General features: G+C 64.1%; 18 protein-coding genes. 11 read left to right on the forward strand and 7 right to left on the reverse strand.

Annotation, left to right across the window (positions count from 1 at the left end; genetic code table 11):
* Nucleotides 1–3 precede the first annotated feature (3 nt).
* A complete protein-coding gene (locus CAL22_RS09100) occupies nt 4–1260 on the reverse strand; it encodes a tyrosine-type recombinase/integrase (protein ID WP_094812392.1) in 1257 nt (418 codons plus the stop codon).
* A gap of 141 nt (nt 1261–1401) precedes the next feature.
* On the opposite strand from CAL22_RS09100, the gene CAL22_RS21005 reads away from it, so the two are divergent.
* Both CAL22_RS21005 and CAL22_RS09105 read left to right on the forward strand, forming a co-directional pair.
* On the forward strand, nt 1402–1710 hold the full coding sequence (locus CAL22_RS21005) for a hypothetical protein (RefSeq protein ID WP_143276956.1): 309 nt from the start codon (nt 1402–1404) through the stop codon (nt 1708–1710).
* Nucleotides 1711–2289: 579 nt separating this feature from the next.
* Nucleotides 2290–2796 carry a hypothetical protein gene (locus CAL22_RS09105; RefSeq protein WP_094812394.1) on the forward strand — a complete coding sequence of 169 codons (507 nt, stop codon included), beginning with the start codon at nt 2290–2292 and terminating at the stop codon, nt 2794–2796.
* A 395-nt stretch (nt 2797–3191) separates the two neighbouring features.
* On the opposite strand, the gene yidD is transcribed toward CAL22_RS09105, so the two are convergent.
* From yidD to CAL22_RS09125, 4 genes are all read right to left on the reverse strand, one after another.
* Complete coding sequence (gene yidD / locus CAL22_RS09110; RefSeq protein WP_208621940.1) at nt 3192–3413, reverse strand: membrane protein insertion efficiency factor YidD; 222 nt, start codon at nt 3411–3413, stop codon at nt 3192–3194.
* Complete coding sequence (locus CAL22_RS09115) at nt 3397–3648, reverse strand: DUF4177 domain-containing protein (protein WP_094812396.1); 252 nt, start codon at nt 3646–3648, stop codon at nt 3397–3399. Before CAL22_RS09115 ends, yidD begins: the two co-directional genes overlap by 17 nt.
* A gap of 366 nt (nt 3649–4014) precedes the next feature.
* A complete protein-coding gene (locus CAL22_RS21480; protein ID WP_094812398.1) occupies nt 4015–4197 on the reverse strand; it encodes an integrase core domain-containing protein in 183 nt (60 codons plus the stop codon).
* 215 nt (nt 4198–4412) lie between these two features.
* Nucleotides 4413–5075, reverse strand: coding sequence for a GntR family transcriptional regulator (locus CAL22_RS09125; RefSeq protein ID WP_094812400.1), 663 nt, complete (start codon nt 5073–5075; stop codon nt 4413–4415).
* Between the two features lie 94 nt (nt 5076–5169).
* Between CAL22_RS09125 and CAL22_RS21425 the strand changes: the two genes are divergently transcribed.
* From CAL22_RS21425 to CAL22_RS09165, 9 genes are all read left to right on the forward strand, one after another.
* Nucleotides 5170–5301, forward strand: coding sequence for a hypothetical protein (locus CAL22_RS21425; protein ID WP_279628539.1), 132 nt, complete (start codon nt 5170–5172; stop codon nt 5299–5301).
* Entirely contained in the window at nt 5298–6590 is a 1293-nt protein-coding gene (locus CAL22_RS09130; RefSeq protein WP_094812402.1) for an amidase, read from the forward strand. The genes CAL22_RS21425 and CAL22_RS09130 overlap by 4 nt, the downstream gene beginning before the upstream one ends.
* A gap of 8 nt (nt 6591–6598) precedes the next feature.
* Nucleotides 6599–7795 carry a CaiB/BaiF CoA transferase family protein gene (locus tag CAL22_RS09135; protein WP_094812404.1) on the forward strand — a complete coding sequence of 399 codons (1197 nt, stop codon included), beginning with the start codon at nt 6599–6601 and terminating at the stop codon, nt 7793–7795.
* A 15-nt stretch (nt 7796–7810) separates the two neighbouring features.
* A complete protein-coding gene (locus CAL22_RS09140) occupies nt 7811–8602 on the forward strand; it encodes an enoyl-CoA hydratase (protein WP_094812406.1) in 792 nt (263 codons plus the stop codon).
* Nucleotides 8603–8672: 70 nt separating this feature from the next.
* A complete protein-coding gene (locus tag CAL22_RS09145) occupies nt 8673–9650 on the forward strand; it encodes an ABC transporter substrate-binding protein (protein ID WP_094812408.1) in 978 nt (325 codons plus the stop codon).
* 18 nt (nt 9651–9668) lie between these two features.
* Complete coding sequence (locus CAL22_RS09150; protein WP_094812410.1) at nt 9669–10514, forward strand: ABC transporter permease; 846 nt, start codon at nt 9669–9671, stop codon at nt 10512–10514.
* Nucleotides 10515–10521: 7 nt separating this feature from the next.
* Complete coding sequence (locus tag CAL22_RS09155) at nt 10522–11271, forward strand: ABC transporter ATP-binding protein (protein ID WP_094812412.1); 750 nt, start codon at nt 10522–10524, stop codon at nt 11269–11271.
* 14 nt (nt 11272–11285) lie between these two features.
* Entirely contained in the window at nt 11286–12158 is an 873-nt protein-coding gene (locus CAL22_RS09160) for a polysaccharide deacetylase family protein (protein ID WP_094812414.1), read from the forward strand.
* 17 nt (nt 12159–12175) lie between these two features.
* Nucleotides 12176–13060: an alpha/beta fold hydrolase gene (locus CAL22_RS09165; RefSeq protein WP_094812416.1), complete on the forward strand. Its 885-nt coding sequence runs from the start codon at nt 12176–12178 to the stop codon at nt 13058–13060.
* 24 nt (nt 13061–13084) lie between these two features.
* Here the strand turns inward: CAL22_RS09165 and CAL22_RS09170 are convergent, their stop codons facing one another.
* On the reverse strand, nt 13085–13777 hold the full coding sequence (locus CAL22_RS09170; protein ID WP_244193856.1) for a M48 family metalloprotease: 693 nt from the start codon (nt 13775–13777) through the stop codon (nt 13085–13087).
* A 233-nt stretch (nt 13778–14010) separates the two neighbouring features.
* Nucleotides 14011–16293, reverse strand: a complete 2283-nt coding sequence (locus CAL22_RS09175) for a heavy metal translocating P-type ATPase (protein WP_094812420.1) — start codon at nt 16291–16293, stop codon at nt 14011–14013.
* Nucleotides 16294–16315: the final 22 nt, after the last annotated feature.

Here is a 16315-nt window from a genome sequence, read left to right on the forward strand (position 1 = left end):
CGTTCAGGACGCGGCGCGCAGCGGCGTAACGTTCCAATCCTTGCCGCTGGCGCAGCTTTCCAGGTAGGCCGCCCACAGTTCCAGCGCGGCCCGGCGCTCGGGGATGTCGTCCCGCACGTCATAGATCGCCTCCATCCCCTTGAGCTTGTGATTCAGCGCCAGCTCCGAAATCTCATTGCTCACGCCCAGGTTGCGCATGTGGCCCTTGGCGGTGCTGCGTGTGTCGTGCGGGGTGAACCGGCGGATGTCCAGGTCGCCGCGGTCGAAGGCGCGCCGGATGGCTGCCCATAGGGTGGTTTCGCCTACATGCGTGTCGCCGCCCTGGTTGCGCCGGCGGCGCTCGTGCCTGGCCGGCAGCACCCATTCCGACGTGCCGGCCAGGGCCTGCAGTTGCCGGAACCAGCCGGCCACGGTCGGCGTGAGTGGCACGGTGAAGCCGCGGCGGACCTTGACGTGTTCTTCTGGCACCCACCAGGTACCGCGCTCAAGGTCGACATACTCCCATCGCGCCTTGGCCAGCTCCACCGATCGGACGCAGGTGGCCAGCAGGATGCGCAGCGCCAGGGCGTTCTCGGTGCCGATATCCTCGATGCTGGCGAGCAGGCCGCGCAGCTCCGCCTCGGTCAGCATCACGCGGCGCTTGATCGGTGGGCGCGGTCCCATGAGGGACACCAGATCCACGCCGGCGGCCGGGTTGGTGTCGATCAGGCGCAGGCCGCAGGCGTGGGCGAATAGCTGCTTGGCCGTGGTCAGGATGCGCTTGCTGATGGTCCAGGTACGTTTCGCGGACGTGAGCATGTGCACGACGTCGGAAGGTTGAACCTGGTCCACTGGAATGACGCCAAGCTTGGGCAGGATCACCTTGTCCAGATCCCAATTCCGGTAGGTGATGGTGTCGGCGGCCAAGCCCGAAAGCTTCTTGGCGCGGAAGTCCTCGACCAGCGTCCGAACGTTCGATACTTTGGTTGCCCGGGCTTTGGTCCGTTGCTTCTCCAACGCAGGGTCGGCGCCGCGGTCGATTGCCGCCCTGAAATCCCGTGCCGCCTTGCGCGCGGCCGCCAGGGAAATGTCGGGGTAATTCCCGATCGTGACTTCTTTTTGCGGACCGCCCTGGCGATAGCGCAGCACCCATGTCGCGGTTCCGGCCGCTGACAGGGTAAAGGTCAGGCCATCGCCATCACTGCGCGCCAGCTTCTCGCCCGCGCTGACCCAACGCCTAAGCTGGATGTCGTCCAGCAGATGCTTTTCCCGTTTTGCCACCCGAATCCCCTCTGAAATGAGTAGCTAGACGCTCTGGCTACTCACCTGGCTACTCATTGAACTGTCGCCAGCAAAGTACTACATGCAACGCCGGGAAACAAAACAGCCCGCGTTTATGCGGGCTGGCGGGGGATCGTGTGCATGGTGGGAAACGGCGGGCCACCCGGATCGGGCTTGCAGGTGGCTATTTTCATAGAATTTGTAGATCTTTATTTTGTGCGGGTTTCCAAGCTGGTAGATCTCGAAAAATCCCTGTGGCTACTCACCTCGGGCGTGGTGAGCATTCCCGCTATCGATGGGGCCGATGATACCCGGTCATGCGGCCCTGTTGCGTTTCCCGCGCTCAATCAGGGCCTGGACACTCTTGACAGTAAATCTGGTGGCGTCCCCGACCTTGATCTGCTCAAGATTGCTGCTCTTGAGCAAGCAGTAGATCATGATGAGGGATAGCCTAGGTCAGCCAACAACGCAGGCCCGCAATGCAGATGGAGGTAGTGTGTTGATGGACTCGTATGTCGAGGCCGAGGCGCGCCCTGCGAGGTGCATCCCATGTGTCGGCGCGTTCATTGGCAGTGCCGAGTCGCGTTGTAGGTTGGTCCAATTGCACTTCGATGCCGAAGGCACGCTGCTGCGGCACTCCAGCTAGGAGAGCACTTGGGGATCGGAATTGGGTTTGCAGCAGGATAGGTCGACTTCGTGGCAGATCAGCCTAGGGGACCGTAGAGGTGGCATGGCAATTAATTCACAGGTTCGTTCGCGCACCGCGAGTCTCTGGGAAACTAAGGCTGAGAATGCAGGTCTTACCTTTGACGCAGGCTTCAGTTCGTCCTGGGATCGTAGAGTTGCTCCTCGCTGCTGCGAAATCGGATACACTGTCCGGGACGAACTGGCCCGGCGGGCTCCCGCCAGATCTTTCGAAGTTCGAGCATCTGCCTGTGGATAACTGTGTAAGGCGGTTATCATTTTCGGCTAATTTTTGCCTTGCTTCGCGTGTCGCGAGGTTTGATCGCGTCCGGCTTGAGGTGAATCATGCGATCCATTACTTACACTACCAGCTTAGTCTCGTTCATTGTTGAGGACGCCCGCAATGTTAGCGCGCGCTCATTGTCGCTGCTGCGCGCGATTGAGGATACGGTCGCTGGCAACGAGGTTCTTTCCAATACATTCAGTTCCATCGCAAAGAATTCTGGCGACGTGGCCGAATCTCTATGCGATCGCGACTTAGCTTCTCGTAAAAAATTGGATGATGATTCCGGGTCGGTGCAAATTGCTTTTGATGAGGCGTTGGATACTATTGGGGAGCTCTGTCGGTTTTTGGAGCGGAAACGTAGCGCGGCAATTAATGATCTTCAACTTAGGCCTGATGACGGCGTGGTTGAGTCTTTCGATAAAGCAATCGCTTCAGTCAAAGAGGCATTCAGTCACATGCACGACTTAAAATGGGCTGTGATGGAGAATGATGCGGATATTGCAGCTGGCAGTTCTCCGGTCCCGGTGTCCGATATAGAGGATTTTCTCAGTTCTCTTGGGCGTTGAGTTTTGGCGGCCGTAGTAATCGAGTTTCTTTCTAGAAAAGAGACTTTTGAAAAGGATTTCAAACGGGCTCCCCCCGAAATTCAGAAGGCCGTGGGAGAGGCTCTTAGAAATCTGATCAAATACCCACAACCAAGCAAGTTGAGACTGCACTCCATAACAGGTTGCTTCCATCCGAGAATTCTCAAGATTGATGTGCTTTCGAATAAGTCTTGGCAGATTACATTTGAAATGGACGGAACTGAGGCAATTTTGAGGCGCTTGGGGACTCATAGAGAAATCGATAGGCTTCCTTGATTAGGCCTGCTTGAACCGAAAGAAAGAAGTCTCGTTCTCGGGGCTTTTGTTTTTTATGGGAAGATAGTAGGAAGGGTACGCTTGCGCTTGCACACCAGTGGCTACGGTAGGTCTACCCCTCCGGCTGGTGGCCTACACCTAAGGAGCCGTGAAAGAGTTAAGCGCCAGCCTTGCCAGAAACCATATTTTGACACGGCTAAAAGACAATACTCCGAGCAAGTTGGCTCGAACCGACAAGAGCCTTTGAGTCGGGCCGGGGCGAAGCGCCTATATGTCCCAACTATGGCACCTGTGACATAGTCGGGATCAGTCTTGAACTTCACGCCGGAAAGAAATCACGTGGTACTGGCTGAACTCGGTCTTTTTTCCGAAGAGAGCTGCAATGCAGCCGGCAGTGGTCTGCACACCGATGCTGTCTATTCGATGGAACTCCCACCCATTCCTTGCGTGAGTGTTAACAACGCTCTGAAGGTACGCTGCGGCTTCGTTTCCTTTGTGTTTTCGCGCTTCAACGCTGATGTTAGGAGGAACCTGGATCATGTGGTATTCGTATTTCATTGTCTCTCCTCTCACTCCATCATGAAATATATTTTTGGTACACATTGCTTGTGCGCAGCTTCAATTCTGTTTTGAGAAGCATCGACCCGAGTGAGTATACGGCTTCACCTCCGCGTGCCCGCCGCCCCTCCCATCATCTCTCGATTTGGCCCCAGCCAGGCCATGAACCCAGCGCTCGGACTGATACCCGCCCTGCAGATGACGTCTCGCCGTTGTGCAGCAGTTGAAAACTAGAATTCGGTCGTGTCGGAGAGGTTGGTCTTCTGTGCCGGGACGTATTTACTCGGGGTCAGCATGTGGAATAAACCAAGGGGCCTGCCGTCATTATAATCAGCACGCCATGCTTCAATGATTGCCTTCTTATGCTCAAGAGTTGAAGTCATTCGCATCCAGACACGTATCGCGTAGCCGACCGTTAAACGACTCGCAAAGGCCGTTATCTTTGGATTTTCCCGGTTGAATGAAGTCCAGCAAAGCTTTGTTCTCCCGCGGCCATAAATCCAGTGCTCTGGACGTGAATTCTGTCCCTTGAAGACCAGCAACTTGCACAGCGGTGCATTCTCAGCTTCCCGCCCCTTCAGGCGTCTGACATTTTCGGTCTCTGTGCTCCCGTACTTCTTCCTTTATGGGATTCTCGTGGCCCGGGGCGTTGCGGGCGCGCAGCGCGGCGCGCATGCCGCCGGGCGGGGCAGCTAGTGCCGGGCGGGGCCGGCAGGGATGCCCAATGATACCGCGCAGCGCCAGGGCCGGGCGGCGCCGTGCACTCAGGTTTTGACCATGGAGCGCGGCAGGTTGATGAGGAAGTCGGCCAGGCCTTTGGCCCCCTGAGCCAGACTGATGTGCCGCATCATCATGCGGTGCGCGCGATCGGGGTCGTTGGCGAGGATGGCTTCGACGAGTTCACCGTGCTGCTCATACGAGGCGCGTACGCGGCCCACGGCGGTGAACGCGTGACGCAGATAGGCGCCGGTGCGTGCGCGCAGGCCGACCAGTTGTTCGCGCAGATAGGGATTGCGGCAACCCCGGTAGAGGATCTCATGGAAGTCGTGATTGGCTTCGCGCCAGGCCTGGCTGTCGTCGGCCTCGGCAATGGGGGCGGCGGCGCGGTGCACGCGCGCGAGTTCTGCGCGTTCTTCGGCGCTCATGCGCTGACAGGCCATGCGGGTGCAGACCCCCTCCATTTCGGCCATCAGCTCCCAGATGGCCAGTAATTCCTGCACGTCCAGCCGGGCGACCACCATGCCGTTGCGCGGCTGGCTCTCGAGCATGCCTTGCACTTTGAGCTGCAGCAGGGCTTCGCGCACGGGCGTGCGCGAAGCCTGGTAGCGGGTGGCCAGCTGCTGCTCGTCGATGGGATCGCCGGGCAGCAGCACGCCATGGCGGATGTCGTTCTCCACGGACTGGCGTATGCGTTCACTGACTTTCATGGTCTATGCATAGAAATACTGATTGCACGAAATTATCCACCGATCTATAAATATATTTATAGTCTAAAAAATAATACACAAGGGGTTTTTCGATATGCAAGGTCCCGTTCCTACGCCCGAGGATGTGGCGCGCACACTGGCCAGGCTGGGTATTGCAGCCAGCGCGCGTGAGGCGGCCTCGGTGGCCAAAGCCCTGGCGCGGCTGGCGCCGGAGCCGCAAGCATGACGCCGGCCGGGCTGCCAGCGTCCATCGCCGCGCTGCGCGCGGCCCTGGCAGGCGGCGAGCTGAGCGTGGCTGATGCCCTGGCGGCGCAGCGCGAGGCTTTTGCGCGGCAACGCTGGGATTGCGTGGCGAACCTGCTGCCCGCGCCGCCGATCCCGGCGCGGAACCTGCCGCTGGCCGGGGTCGGTCTGGCCCATAAAGACATCTTCGTGCTGCCGGAGCACGCGCCGCACTGCGGCGCCGGATATGCGTGGCCGGGCGCCGATGAGGTGTCCCCGCTGGTGCAGGGCCTGGCCGCGGCCGGGGCCCCGCCACTGGCCACGCTGGTCATGGCCGAGCATGCCTGCGGCGCCACGGGTGAGAACCCGCGCTATCCCTTGCCTCAAAACCCGCTGGATGCACAGGCCGCGGTGGGCGGATCGTCGAGCGGATCGGCGGTGGCCGTGGCGGCGGGACTCTGCTATGCCTCGCTGGGAACGGACACGGCGGGGTCGGTGCGGATTCCGGCGGCCACGTGCGGCCTGCTGGGCCTCAAGCCCACGGCGGGCCTGCTGTCCAACCGCGGGGTGGCGCCGCTGGCTCCGTCGCTGGACACCGTGGGGCTGCTGGCCCGCAGCGCTGACGATCTGCGTCGGGTGTGGGAGCAACTGGTGCCGGCCGCGCAGTCGGAGCCGGTTCAGCGCATCGGCACCTGCTGGCGGCATCCCGAGGGCGAACCCGACGCCGAGGTACTGACCGTGCTGGAGGACTATGCAGACCGCTGCGCGCCCCAGCGCCGCGAGGTGGCTTTGCCCGGTCTGAGCGAGTGGTCGCGCCTGGGGCAGACCGTGCTGTATGCGCAGGCTTACGCCAGCCACGCCCCGGCCTTGCGGGGCCAGGAGCCGGCGCTGGGCAGCCTGGCCCGCGCGCTGGCCCTGACGGGCGCGGCCCTGCCCGAGGCGTGGCTGGCCCAGGCTCAGGCAGAGCGGGATCGCTGCACCCGGGATTTTCTGGCGCAGGCGCTGGCCGACAACGATGTGCTCCTCACGCCTGCATTGCCGCGCGGCGTGCCGGATTGGGAGCAGGTACTGACCACCTCGGCGCGATTTGAGGCGCGCCGACTGCTCGATATGTTTCGCTGGTTTGCCTTCGTGAACTATCTCGGCCTGCCAGCGCTGGTGTTTCCGGTCGGGCGTGATCGCCGGGGCCGGCCGGTATGCGTGCAGGCCATCGGGCGCGCGGGCGCCGAGGCCCGGTTGCTCGCCCTGGCGCAGGCCAGCTCTCCATTTACGTTTTCTCTGTCTCAAGGTTGAATCGCATCATGCCTTCGCTTTCCGCTTCGCCAGCCCTGCGCCGCTTTCGCGTCCTGGATCTGTCCCGGGTGCGTGCGGGCCCGACCTGCGTGCGCATGCTGGCAGATTTCGGCGCGGATGTGATCCGCATCGAACCGCCGCCGGGCGTCGATCCCAATGAAGCCATGTTCGCCGCGGACCGCTGGAGCGGGGACTTCCAGAATCTGAACCGCAACAAGCGCTCCCTGACGCTGAATCTCAAAAAGCCCGAGGGACTGGAGGTCTTTCGCCGCCTGGTGGCGGGGGCGGACGTGGTGGTCGAAAACTGGCGCCCCGATGTCAAGGCGCGGCTGGGCGTGGACTACGCGTCATTGCGCGCGCTGAACCCGCGCATCATTCTGGCCAGCATTTCGGGTTTCGGGCAGACGGGCCCTTACGCGGGCCGGCCGGGGTTTGACCAGATCGTGCAGGGCATGGGCGGCCTGATGTCGGTGACCGGTCTGCCGGGGCAGGGCCCCGTGCGCGCCGGCCTGGCCGTGGCAGACTCCAGTACGGGTCTTTATACGGCCATCGGTATTCTGACCGCCTTGCTCGAACGCGAGGTTTCCGGCGAGGGGCAGTGGGTGCATGCCTCGCTGCTGCATGCGCAGATCGCCATGATGGATTTCCAGGGCGCGCGCTACCTCAACGACGGCGATGTGCCGGTGCAGGAAGGCAACGACCATCCCACCAGCAGCCCCATGGGGTTGTTTCAGGCGCAGGATGGGGCCTTCAATCTGGGCGCCTCGGGCGAGGGCAATTGGAAGCGCTTTTGCCAGGCGCTGGGGCGTCAGGATTGGCTGGCCGATCCCGAATACCAGACCGAAAAGCTGCGCGTGCGCCATCGCCAGCGGCTCAATGCCGAGATTCAGGCGGTGTTCGAGCGCCAGCCCGTCGCCTACTGGGTCGACGTGCTGAACGCCGCGGGCGTGCCGGCCGGGCCGGTCTACAACGTGCCGCAGATGTTCGAGGATGCCCAGGTGCGCCATCTGGATGTCGCGCGCCGCTGCGAGGCCTGGCAAGGCGGCGAACGCACGCTGATCACGCAGCCCGTCACGCTGGCGCGCACACCGGCCGATATCGAGCGCACCGCGCCGGGTTGGGGGGAGCATACCGACGAAGTCTTGCGCGAGGCGGGTTATGGGGAGCAGGATATCCAGCGTCTGCATGAGACCGGCGTGGTCTGAGCACGGAGCCGCAACATGAACGATCTTCAGCCCGGCCGTATCGAGGCCGACAAACAAGCCGGCGTGCTGCGCGTGCGTTTCTGCAATCCGGCGCGATTCAATGCCATGTCGCTGAGCATGTGGCAGGCGCTGCATACCGTGCTGGTGCAGGCGCAGGAAGACGAGGCGCTGCGGGCCATTGTGCTGCAGGGCGAAGGCGAACGCGCTTTTGTGTCGGGCGCCGATATCTCGGAGTTTGGCGCGCAGCGCAATGATCCGTCACAGGTGGCGCGCTATGACCAGGCGGTGAGCGCGGCCCAACAGGCGCTGGCCGACAGCCGCATTCCCACCATCGCGGTGATCCAGGGGGTTTGCATGGGCGGCGGCATGGGCCTGGCGCTGGCCTGCGACCTGCGCTATTGCAATGCCTCGGCGCGCTTTCGCATGCCGGCCGCGCGCCTGGGTCTGGGCTATGCCCTCGATGGCGTCAAGCGCATGAGCGACATGCTGGGCGCGGCACGCACCATGGATCTGTTTCTGACGGCCCGCAGCTTCGACGGGAATGAGGCCGCGCGCATCGGGCTGGCCCATGAGGTGTTTGCCGACGCGGATTTCGCCGTCGAGGCCCAGTCGCGCGTCGAGGCCGTGGCCGGCAACGCGCCGCTCACCTTGCGCGCAGCCCGTCTGGCCTTGCGCCATCTTCTGAACGCAGCGCCGGCGGCCGTCGAGGTCGAGCAGGCGGTGCAGCAATGTTTTGGCAGTGCCGATTATCGCGAGGGGCAAGCCGCCTTTCGCGAGAAGCGGCCGCCGGTTTTCAAAGGGCGGTAGAACAACGCCTTCATCAGCCAGGGCCGCGCAGTCTTCATCGGCCGCCGAGTATCAGCACAAGGGGAAATACATGAAAACGTTTTATCGGACCGCCATCACGGTCTTCTTAAGCGGATTTGCCAGCCTGGCCGCCGCGGTGGGGCCGCAACCGGCGCCCGCGCCGCAGAAGCAGACGCTCAACGTCGGCTATGTGAAGGTCGGGCATCTGTCGCCCATGATCTTCATTGCCGAGCCGTTGAAGGCCTGCAACGTCGAAGTCAATCCTGTGGAGTTCGTGCGGTACGCGGACGCCCGCACCGCGCTGCTGTCCGGTTCGCTCGATGTCTCGGGCATCGGGCCGGCCGATCTGGCCATCGCGCTGGCGCAAGGCAGCGAGAAGATCGTCGGCCTGTCCGGCGTGGCCTCCTCGCCCAAGTATCTGGTCACGCGCAAGGGCGTGAAGATGGACGATTGGAAGGATCTCGCCGGCAAGCGGGTCGGCATTGCGCCCGGATCGGCCGTGTGGTTCCAATGGGCGGCCACCCTGGCCGAGAAGGGCATCCCCTACAACAGCTTCACGGCGGTCAACATCCAGGGCGGCGGGACGGCCTTCGTGCAGGCCTTGCAACGCGGCGACGTGGACGCCGTGGCCTTGTGGGAGCCGTTCGAGTCGCAGCTGGTGGCAGACGGCACCGCCTACTTTGCCAAGAACCTGGAATATAGCCAATCGAAGGCCGTGGGGGCGGAGCTGGGGTTGCTGGCCGCCACCCGCGAAGCCCTGACCAACAAGCGCGAGGCGGTCAAGTGCTTCCTGTGGGCCTATAAGCAGGCGGAAGAGAAGCTCGCCAAAGATCCCGAAGCATTTGCCGAAGCGTATGCCAAATACACCAACCTGCCCCTGCCGGTCACGCGTGAATCGGCCAAGCTGATCAAGCTGGGCGGCGTGCTGGATCTCGGGCAGTTGCAGCGTCAGGCCAAGACCTTCCACGATCTGGGGGTGATTCCCAAGGATGTCAGCGGCCAGATCAGCAAGGTGTGGGATCCGACGCTGATGCGCGAGGTTCAGTAGCCGCCTCAGGAGCCAGTCATGAACTCTTCTATCCTCAAACAGGCGGCGTCCGCGCCGCGTGTGGGCGGGCACGGCGCGGCCTGGCGCCGCGCCGCCACCGCGCTGGTGGTGCCGCTGCTCATCCTGGCGGTCTGGCAATGGGTGGGGCAGTCCGCCGACATGGCGGGCGTGCTGCCCACCCCGGTGGAGGTCGGCAAGGCCTGGTACGCCTGGATTTTCGGTAACCCCGGCATGGGCCTGAATCCCTACCAGGGGACCTGGGTGAGCAATGTGCAGTACTCGACCTTGCGGGTGGCGCAAGGGTTCGTGCTGGCCATGCTGGCCGCGATCCCGCTGGGTCTGGCCATTGGCTGGAGCCGGTTGGCCTCGCGGTTGCTCGATCCGCTGATCCAGGGGCTGCGGCCGATTCCCATCACGGCCTGGCTGCCGTTCTCGATTGCGCTGTTCGGCATACGCGACATGGGCTCGATCTTCCTCATCTTTCTGGGCGGCTTCTATGCCATCGTGGTCAACACCACGCAGGGCGCCCGCGATGTGGACCGCAACCTGGTGCGCGCGGCGAGCATGATGGGCGCTTCGCCGGCGCAGATGTTGCGCCGCGTCGTGCTGCCGGCCGCCATGCCGTCCATTTTCACGGGCTTGCGCATCGGGCTGGGTATTTCCTGGACGGCGGTCATCGTCTCGGAGATGGTGGCCGTCAAGTCCGGCCTGGGCTATGTGCTCTGGGATGCCTATTACGTGGGCCGCATGGACATCGTGCTGGCCGATATGGCGTCCATCGGCTTGATGGGCTTTTTGAGCGATCGTTTGTTGGTCGCTGTCGAACACCGCGTCCTGGCCTGGCGCATGCTCCAGAATCATTGAGGGTGTCATGTCGGATATATCCGTTACGCAGTTGAGTAAAACCTATCCCGGCGTATCGCCCGTCCACGCGCTGGATCACATCGACCTGCAGGTCGAAGAAGGCGAGTTCGTCGCCTTGCTCGGCCCGTCCGGCTGCGGCAAATCGACCCTGCTGAATCTGATCGCCGGTTTTGAGTTCCCGTCGGAGGGGCAGTTGCGGGTCGGCAACCAGCCCGTGGTCCGGCCGGGGCCGGAGCGCGGCGTGGTGTTCCAGGAGGCCGCGCTCTTTCCCTGGCTCAATGTGTGGGAGAACGTGGTCTTCGGGCCCAAGATCGCGGGGCTGTCCAAGAGCGACTATGTGCCGCGCGCCGAAGAAATGCTCGAGATCACCGGGCTGTCGGCCTTCAAGCAGCACCTGCCGGTGCAGTTGTCGGGCGGGATGCGCCAGCGCGTGGGCATTGCCCGCGTGCTGACGCTGGGGTCGAAAGTGTTGTTGATGGACGAACCCTTCGGGGCGCTCGATGCGCAAACCCGGCTGACCATGCAGGAGCTATTGCTATCGGTCTGGCAGCGCTTGCGCAAGACGGTGGTCTTTGTCACCCACGATATCGATGAGGCCATCCTGCTGGCCGACACTATCTATGTGATGTCGGCGCGCCCGGGGCGCATCGCCACGCGCATCACGGTGCCGATCGAGCGTCCGCGTTCGCTGGATTTGATCACCGGCGAAGTCTTCAATGGCCTCAAGCGCGACATCCTCGGCCAGATGCGCCATTGACTCCGGAATCCCTCATGTCCAATCCCCGCATTGCTCACGCCTTTCCGCAAGACCGGCCGCCCTGCGAGCCGCCCGCCGGCGGCAACATCATGGTGCATCTGGTGATCAACGTCGAGAACTGGCGCTTCGATCAATCCATGCCGCGCACGATCATCACGCCGCCGCATGGGCGCGAGACGGTACCCGATGTGCCGAATTTCAGTTGGGCCGACTACGGCATGCGCGCCGGCCTGGCGCGCATGCTCGAGGCCATCGCCGCGCGCGGGCTGCCGGCCTCGACCAGTTGCAACGCCAGCGTCATCGATGCCTATCCGCGCGCCGCCGAAGCCATGCTGCGCGCCGGCTGGGAGTTCATCGGCCATGGCATGCATCAGCAGTCGCTTAATCATGGCGACGGCGAGCGCGAGCTCATCGAAGCCTGCCTGGAGAAACTGCGCGCCTTCACCGGCCGCCGGCCGCGCGGCTGGTTGAGTCCCGGGCTGCGCGAAACGCTGGACACGCCCGATATCCTGGCCGCGGCCGGGGTGGAGTATGTCTGCGATTGGGTGGTCGACGATTTGCCGAACTGGATGCAGGTGCGGCAGGGCAGCCTGATCCAGATGCCCTACAACCTGGAACTCAATGATTCCGTCATCTATGCGGTGGAAAAGCATTCCACGCCGGAGTTTCTCCTGCGTCTGACCCGCACGCTGGAGGTATTCACCCGCGAGGCGCAGCGCAGCCCGAGAGTGCTGGCCCTGGGTTTGCATCCCCACCTGATGGGCGTGCCGCACCGGTTCGGCGATTTCGAACGCATGCTGGATCTGTTGATGCAGCAGCCCGGGGTGGTCTTCATGACGGGCGGGCAGATCGCGGATTGGTTCACCTCGCAATACCCGGCACCCTGATACGGCGATCGCCCATCATGAATCAAGTACTGACCGACGATGGCGTGCGCCTGTGTTACGAGAGCGTGGGCGAGGGGCCGCCCGTGCTGTTCGTGCATGAGTTTGCCGGTGACATGCGCAGCTGGGAGCCGCAATTGCGCGCGTTCGCGCGCCGCCATCGCTGCATCGTCTTCAATGCGCGCGGCTATCCGCCCTCCGAGGTGCCGCAGGCGCCGCAGGCCTATTCCCAGGCGCGCGCGGTGCGCGACATGGCCGCGGTGCTCGACGACGCCGGCATTGCGCAGGCCCATATCGTCGGCCTGTCCATGGGCGGCTTCGCGGCGCTGCATTTCGGGCTGGCCTTCGCGGCCCGGGCACGGTCGCTGACGATCGCCGGCGCGGGCTACGGCGCCATGGGGGCGGACCGGCAGAGTTTTCAGGCCGCCTCGCAGGCTGCCGCCACGCAGTTCGAAACCCTGGGCAGCGGCGCCTATGGCCCGATCTATGCCGAAGGCGCGGCGCGGATCCCGTTTCAGAACAAGGATGTGCGCGGATGGCGGGAGTTTGCGCAGGCGCTGGCCGGCCACGATGCGCGGGGCGCGGCACTGACGTTGCGCGGCGTGCAGGCGCGCCGGCCTGCGCTGGACACGATGCAGGCTTCGCTGGCCGAGATGCAGGTGCCCGCGCTCGTCATCGCCGGCGATGAGGACGATCATGCCTTACAGGCGTCGCTGTTCTTGAAGCGGGTTTTGCCCAACAGCGGTTTGCTGGTGCTGCCCAAGACGGGGCACACCATCAACCTCGAGGAACCCGAGGCCTTCAACCGCGCCGTGCTGGATTTCATTGCCCAGGCCGAGGCCGGCCGCTGGCTGCCGCGCGATCCGCGTTCCATCGGGCAGGTCATGCCGCCTGGCTCGACCTGAGCGGCGGCACGACCCTCGCGGCGCTTACTTGCCGCTGTCGATGCGCTGCTGAATATGCTTGGCGCGCGCCGGCGACGAGGGGTGAGAACTGAGCATGCTGCTTTGGCCGCCGTCGAGTTCGGCCAGCTTTTCGAAGGCCGTCACCAGGCCTTGGCGATTCATCTTCTTCTGCGTGAGCAGGTCAAAGGAGTAATCGTCGGCGGCCGACTCCTGCGCCTGCGAGAACTGGGCATTGATGAATTTTTCGGTCAGGTCGCCCAGTTGCGAAGAGGTCAGGGCACTGACGGCGCTATTGCCGGCGGCGCCGGCCGCGGTGCGCGCCGCGCTCACGGCATAAGCGGTCTGCATGGCCTTGCGGGTGTGGCCCAAGGCCACGTGACCCATCTCGTGGCCGATGACGCCGCGCAGTTCGTCGTCGTTCATTTTGTCCATCAGCCCGGTATAGACGCGCACGCAGCCGTTGCCCATGGCCCAGGCATTGACCTCATCGGTCTGGTAGACCTTGTAGTTGATCTTTTGGCCGTTCAGATCCATGTTGCCAAAGCCCGCCATCACGGTGTTGAGGCGCTTGGCGTATTTGCTGTTGGCCGGCGCGATCTTGGATTGCGCATCGCTTTCCTTGCAGGCCGCATCCGAGAGCTGCACGATGTCGGCGTCCGTCAGGCTCACGGCGCGGGCCATATTGCCACCCGCGCCCAGGAGGCTGTTGGTGTCCATGTTCTGCAGGTTGGCGCAGCCGGCCAGGGTCAGGCTGCCGGCCAGGGTCGTCCAGCACAGGGCGCGTTGGGTTGGCGTCATTTTCCTCTTTCCTCATCGATGTTGATCTTGGCGGCGCCATCGGGGGCGCGCCTGAACTCTAATGGGGTCGGAGAAAATCCGGATGTGATGGGTTTTCTATTCAAGACAAAACATGAACGGCCCGGGGGGAAGTTGTTGCGGAATGTCTCCCATCATGCCGTTTTGGCCGCGCGCAGCAGGCGCAAGCCATTGGCCACCACCAGCAGGCTGGCGCCCACGTCCGCGAACACCGCCATCCAGAGCGTGGCGTGGCCGGTGACGGCCAACGCCAGAAACACCACTTTGATACCCAGCGCCAGAACGATGTTCTGCATCAGCACACGGTGCGTGGCGCGTGACAGCCGCAGGAAACTGCAAATTTTGCGCAGGTCGTCGTCCATCAGGGCCACGTCTGCCGTTTCGATGGCCGTGCCGGTGCCTGCCGCACCCATGGCAAAGCCGATATCGGCGCGCGCCAGGGCAGGGGCGTCGTTGATGCCGTCGCCGACCATGCCCACCAGACCGTCGCTGCCGATCTTGGCCGCCACGCGCTCGAGTTTGTCTTCGGGCAGCATGTCGCCATGGGCCTCATCGATGCCGGCTTCGCGCGCCACGGCCTGGGCCGCGCGGTTATTGTCGCCGGTGAGCATCAGGGTGCGCACGCCCAATGCATGCAGGTCCGTGATCGCCTCGGCGCTGCTGGGCTTGAGCGTATCGGCCACCGCCGCCAGCGCCAGCACCTGGCGGCCATCGCTGAGCAGATTGGCGGTCTTGCCGGCCGCTTCGAGCGTGTCGATGCGCGCCTCGACGGAGTCGTCGAGCACATTGAGCTCGCGCATCAGGCGGCGGTTGCCCAAGTAGTATCGGGTCTGCGCAATCTGGCCGGCCACGCCGCGGCCCGGCAGCGCCTCGAAGCCGTCGACCGGCAGCACGTCCGCCGCGGTATAGGCTTGGGCCAGGGCGCGCGACACCGGGTGATCCGAGCGCGCAGCCAGGCTGGCCGCCACGCGATCCGGCGCCAGGCCGTCAGCCGTGGCCGGCTGCAGCAGCACCAGGTCGGTCTGTACCGGTTTGCCCTGGGTGAGGGTGCCGGTTTTGTCCAACGCCAGCCAGCGCAGCTTGCGGCCGTTTTCCAGGTACACGCCACCTTTGATCAGGATGCCGCGCCGTGCGGCGGCGGTCAGGCCGCTGACCACGCTGACGGGCGTGGAGATCACCAGGGCGCAGGGGCAGGCGATGATGAGCAAGGCCAGTGCCCGGTAAAGTGAATCCATCCAGGTGTGGCCCAGCAGCAGCGGGGGGACGACGGCGACCAGCACCGCCAGCAGCACGACGGCCGGGGTGTAGACGCGCGAGAACGTGTCGATAAAGCGCTGCGTGGGCGCGCGCGCGCCCTGGGCCTGCTCGACGGCATGGATGATGCGGTCCAGCGTCGTGTTGCCGGCAGCTGCCGTGACGCGGTAATCGAAGCCGCCGGAGGCATTGATGGTGCCGGCGTATACCGGATCGCCCACTGTCTTTTCGACCGGCAGGCTTTCTCCGGTGATGGGCGCCTGATCGACGGCCGAGCGGCCGTCGATCAGCGTGCCGTCGGCGGCGATGCGCTCGCCCGGCCGCACGCGCACGGCATCGCCGATCTGCAACTGGTCGGAGGGCACGTCGCTCCAGCTGCCATCGGGGTTCTGGCGATGCGCGGTTTGCGGCGCGAGCTCCATCAGGCCGCGCACGGCGTTGCGCGCCCGGTCCAGCGCCCGGGCTTCGATGAGTTCGGCGACATTGAAGAGGAACATCACCATGGCCGCTTCCGGCCACTGGCCAATGAGCACGGCGCCGGTCACGGCGATGCTCATCAGGGCGTTGATGTTCAGGTTGCCGTTGCGCACGGCGATCCAGCCTTTGCGATATGTGCCCAGACCGCTGGCCGCGATGGAGGCCAGCGCCAGCAGCGCCGTCAGCCAGGCGGGCAGGGCGGCGAAATGCGCGGCCTCGGCCAGCGCGGCCAGCACGCCGCCGGCGGCCAGCAGGCGCCAGCCCCCGGGTTGGGCGGACGCCGCCGGACGGCTGGTCTCGACCGGTTCGGGGGTCATGCCCAGGCTGGTGATGGCCTGCATCACGGCCTCACGCGCGCCCTCGGCATGCACGACGGTCAGCACGCGCTGCATGAGATTGAACTCCAGCTCATGCACCTGCGGCATGCTGCCCAGCTTCTTGCGGATCAGGGTTTCCTCGGTGGGGCAGTCCATCTGGCCGATGCGCAGGCGCGAGAGTTGCTCGCCTTCGCCCGCGTGGAGCCCCGTTGCCGCCAGCGCGGCCTTGTCGGGCAGGGCGTGGTCGTGATCGTGGGGGTGATCGTGGTCGTGCCCATGCCGTCCGCCTGCCTGCTCGGCGTGCGCGTCGTCATGCGCGGCGTGCGCGCAGCAAGAGGCGGGGTGGGCGTCATGCGAGGACTTGGACATGATGATCTCGTGTTGTTACGTC

Source organism: Bordetella genomosp. 12, assembly GCF_002261355.1.
GTDB lineage: Bacteria > Pseudomonadota > Gammaproteobacteria > Burkholderiales > Burkholderiaceae_B > Bordetella.

Bases quoted from the DNA above. Each gene is read 5' to 3' on its own strand.
- CAL22_RS09170 (WP_244193856.1), bottom strand. From the start codon at position 13,777: ATGGACACCAACAGCCTCCTGGGCGCGGGTGGCAATATGGCCCGCGCC.
- CAL22_RS09165 (WP_094812416.1), top strand. From the start codon at position 12,176: ATGAATCAAGTACTGACCGACGATGGCGTGCGCCTGTGTTACGAGAGC.
- CAL22_RS09105 (WP_094812394.1), top strand. From the start codon at position 2,290: ATGCGATCCATTACTTACACTACCAGCTTAGTCTCGTTCATTGTTGAG.
- CAL22_RS09135 (WP_094812404.1), top strand. From the start codon at position 6,599: ATGCCTTCGCTTTCCGCTTCGCCAGCCCTGCGCCGCTTTCGCGTCCTG.
- CAL22_RS09160 (WP_094812414.1), top strand. From the start codon at position 11,286: ATGTCCAATCCCCGCATTGCTCACGCCTTTCCGCAAGACCGGCCGCCC.
- CAL22_RS09145 (WP_094812408.1), top strand. From the start codon at position 8,673: ATGAAAACGTTTTATCGGACCGCCATCACGGTCTTCTTAAGCGGATTT.
- CAL22_RS09130 (WP_094812402.1), top strand. From the start codon at position 5,298: ATGACGCCGGCCGGGCTGCCAGCGTCCATCGCCGCGCTGCGCGCGGCC.
- CAL22_RS09150 (WP_094812410.1), top strand. From the start codon at position 9,669: ATGAACTCTTCTATCCTCAAACAGGCGGCGTCCGCGCCGCGTGTGGGC.
- CAL22_RS09140 (WP_094812406.1), top strand. From the start codon at position 7,811: ATGAACGATCTTCAGCCCGGCCGTATCGAGGCCGACAAACAAGCCGGC.
- CAL22_RS09175 (WP_094812420.1), bottom strand. From the start codon at position 16,293: ATGTCCAAGTCCTCGCATGACGCCCACCCCGCCTCTTGCTGCGCGCAC.
- CAL22_RS09155 (WP_094812412.1), top strand. From the start codon at position 10,522: ATGTCGGATATATCCGTTACGCAGTTGAGTAAAACCTATCCCGGCGTA.
- CAL22_RS09125 (WP_094812400.1), bottom strand. From the start codon at position 5,075: ATGAAAGTCAGTGAACGCATACGCCAGTCCGTGGAGAACGACATCCGC.
- CAL22_RS21425 (WP_279628539.1), top strand. From the start codon at position 5,170: ATGCAAGGTCCCGTTCCTACGCCCGAGGATGTGGCGCGCACACTGGCC.
- CAL22_RS09115 (WP_094812396.1), bottom strand. From the start codon at position 3,648: ATGAAATACGAATACCACATGATCCAGGTTCCTCCTAACATCAGCGTT.
- CAL22_RS21005 (WP_143276956.1), top strand. From the start codon at position 1,402: ATGGTGGGAAACGGCGGGCCACCCGGATCGGGCTTGCAGGTGGCTATT.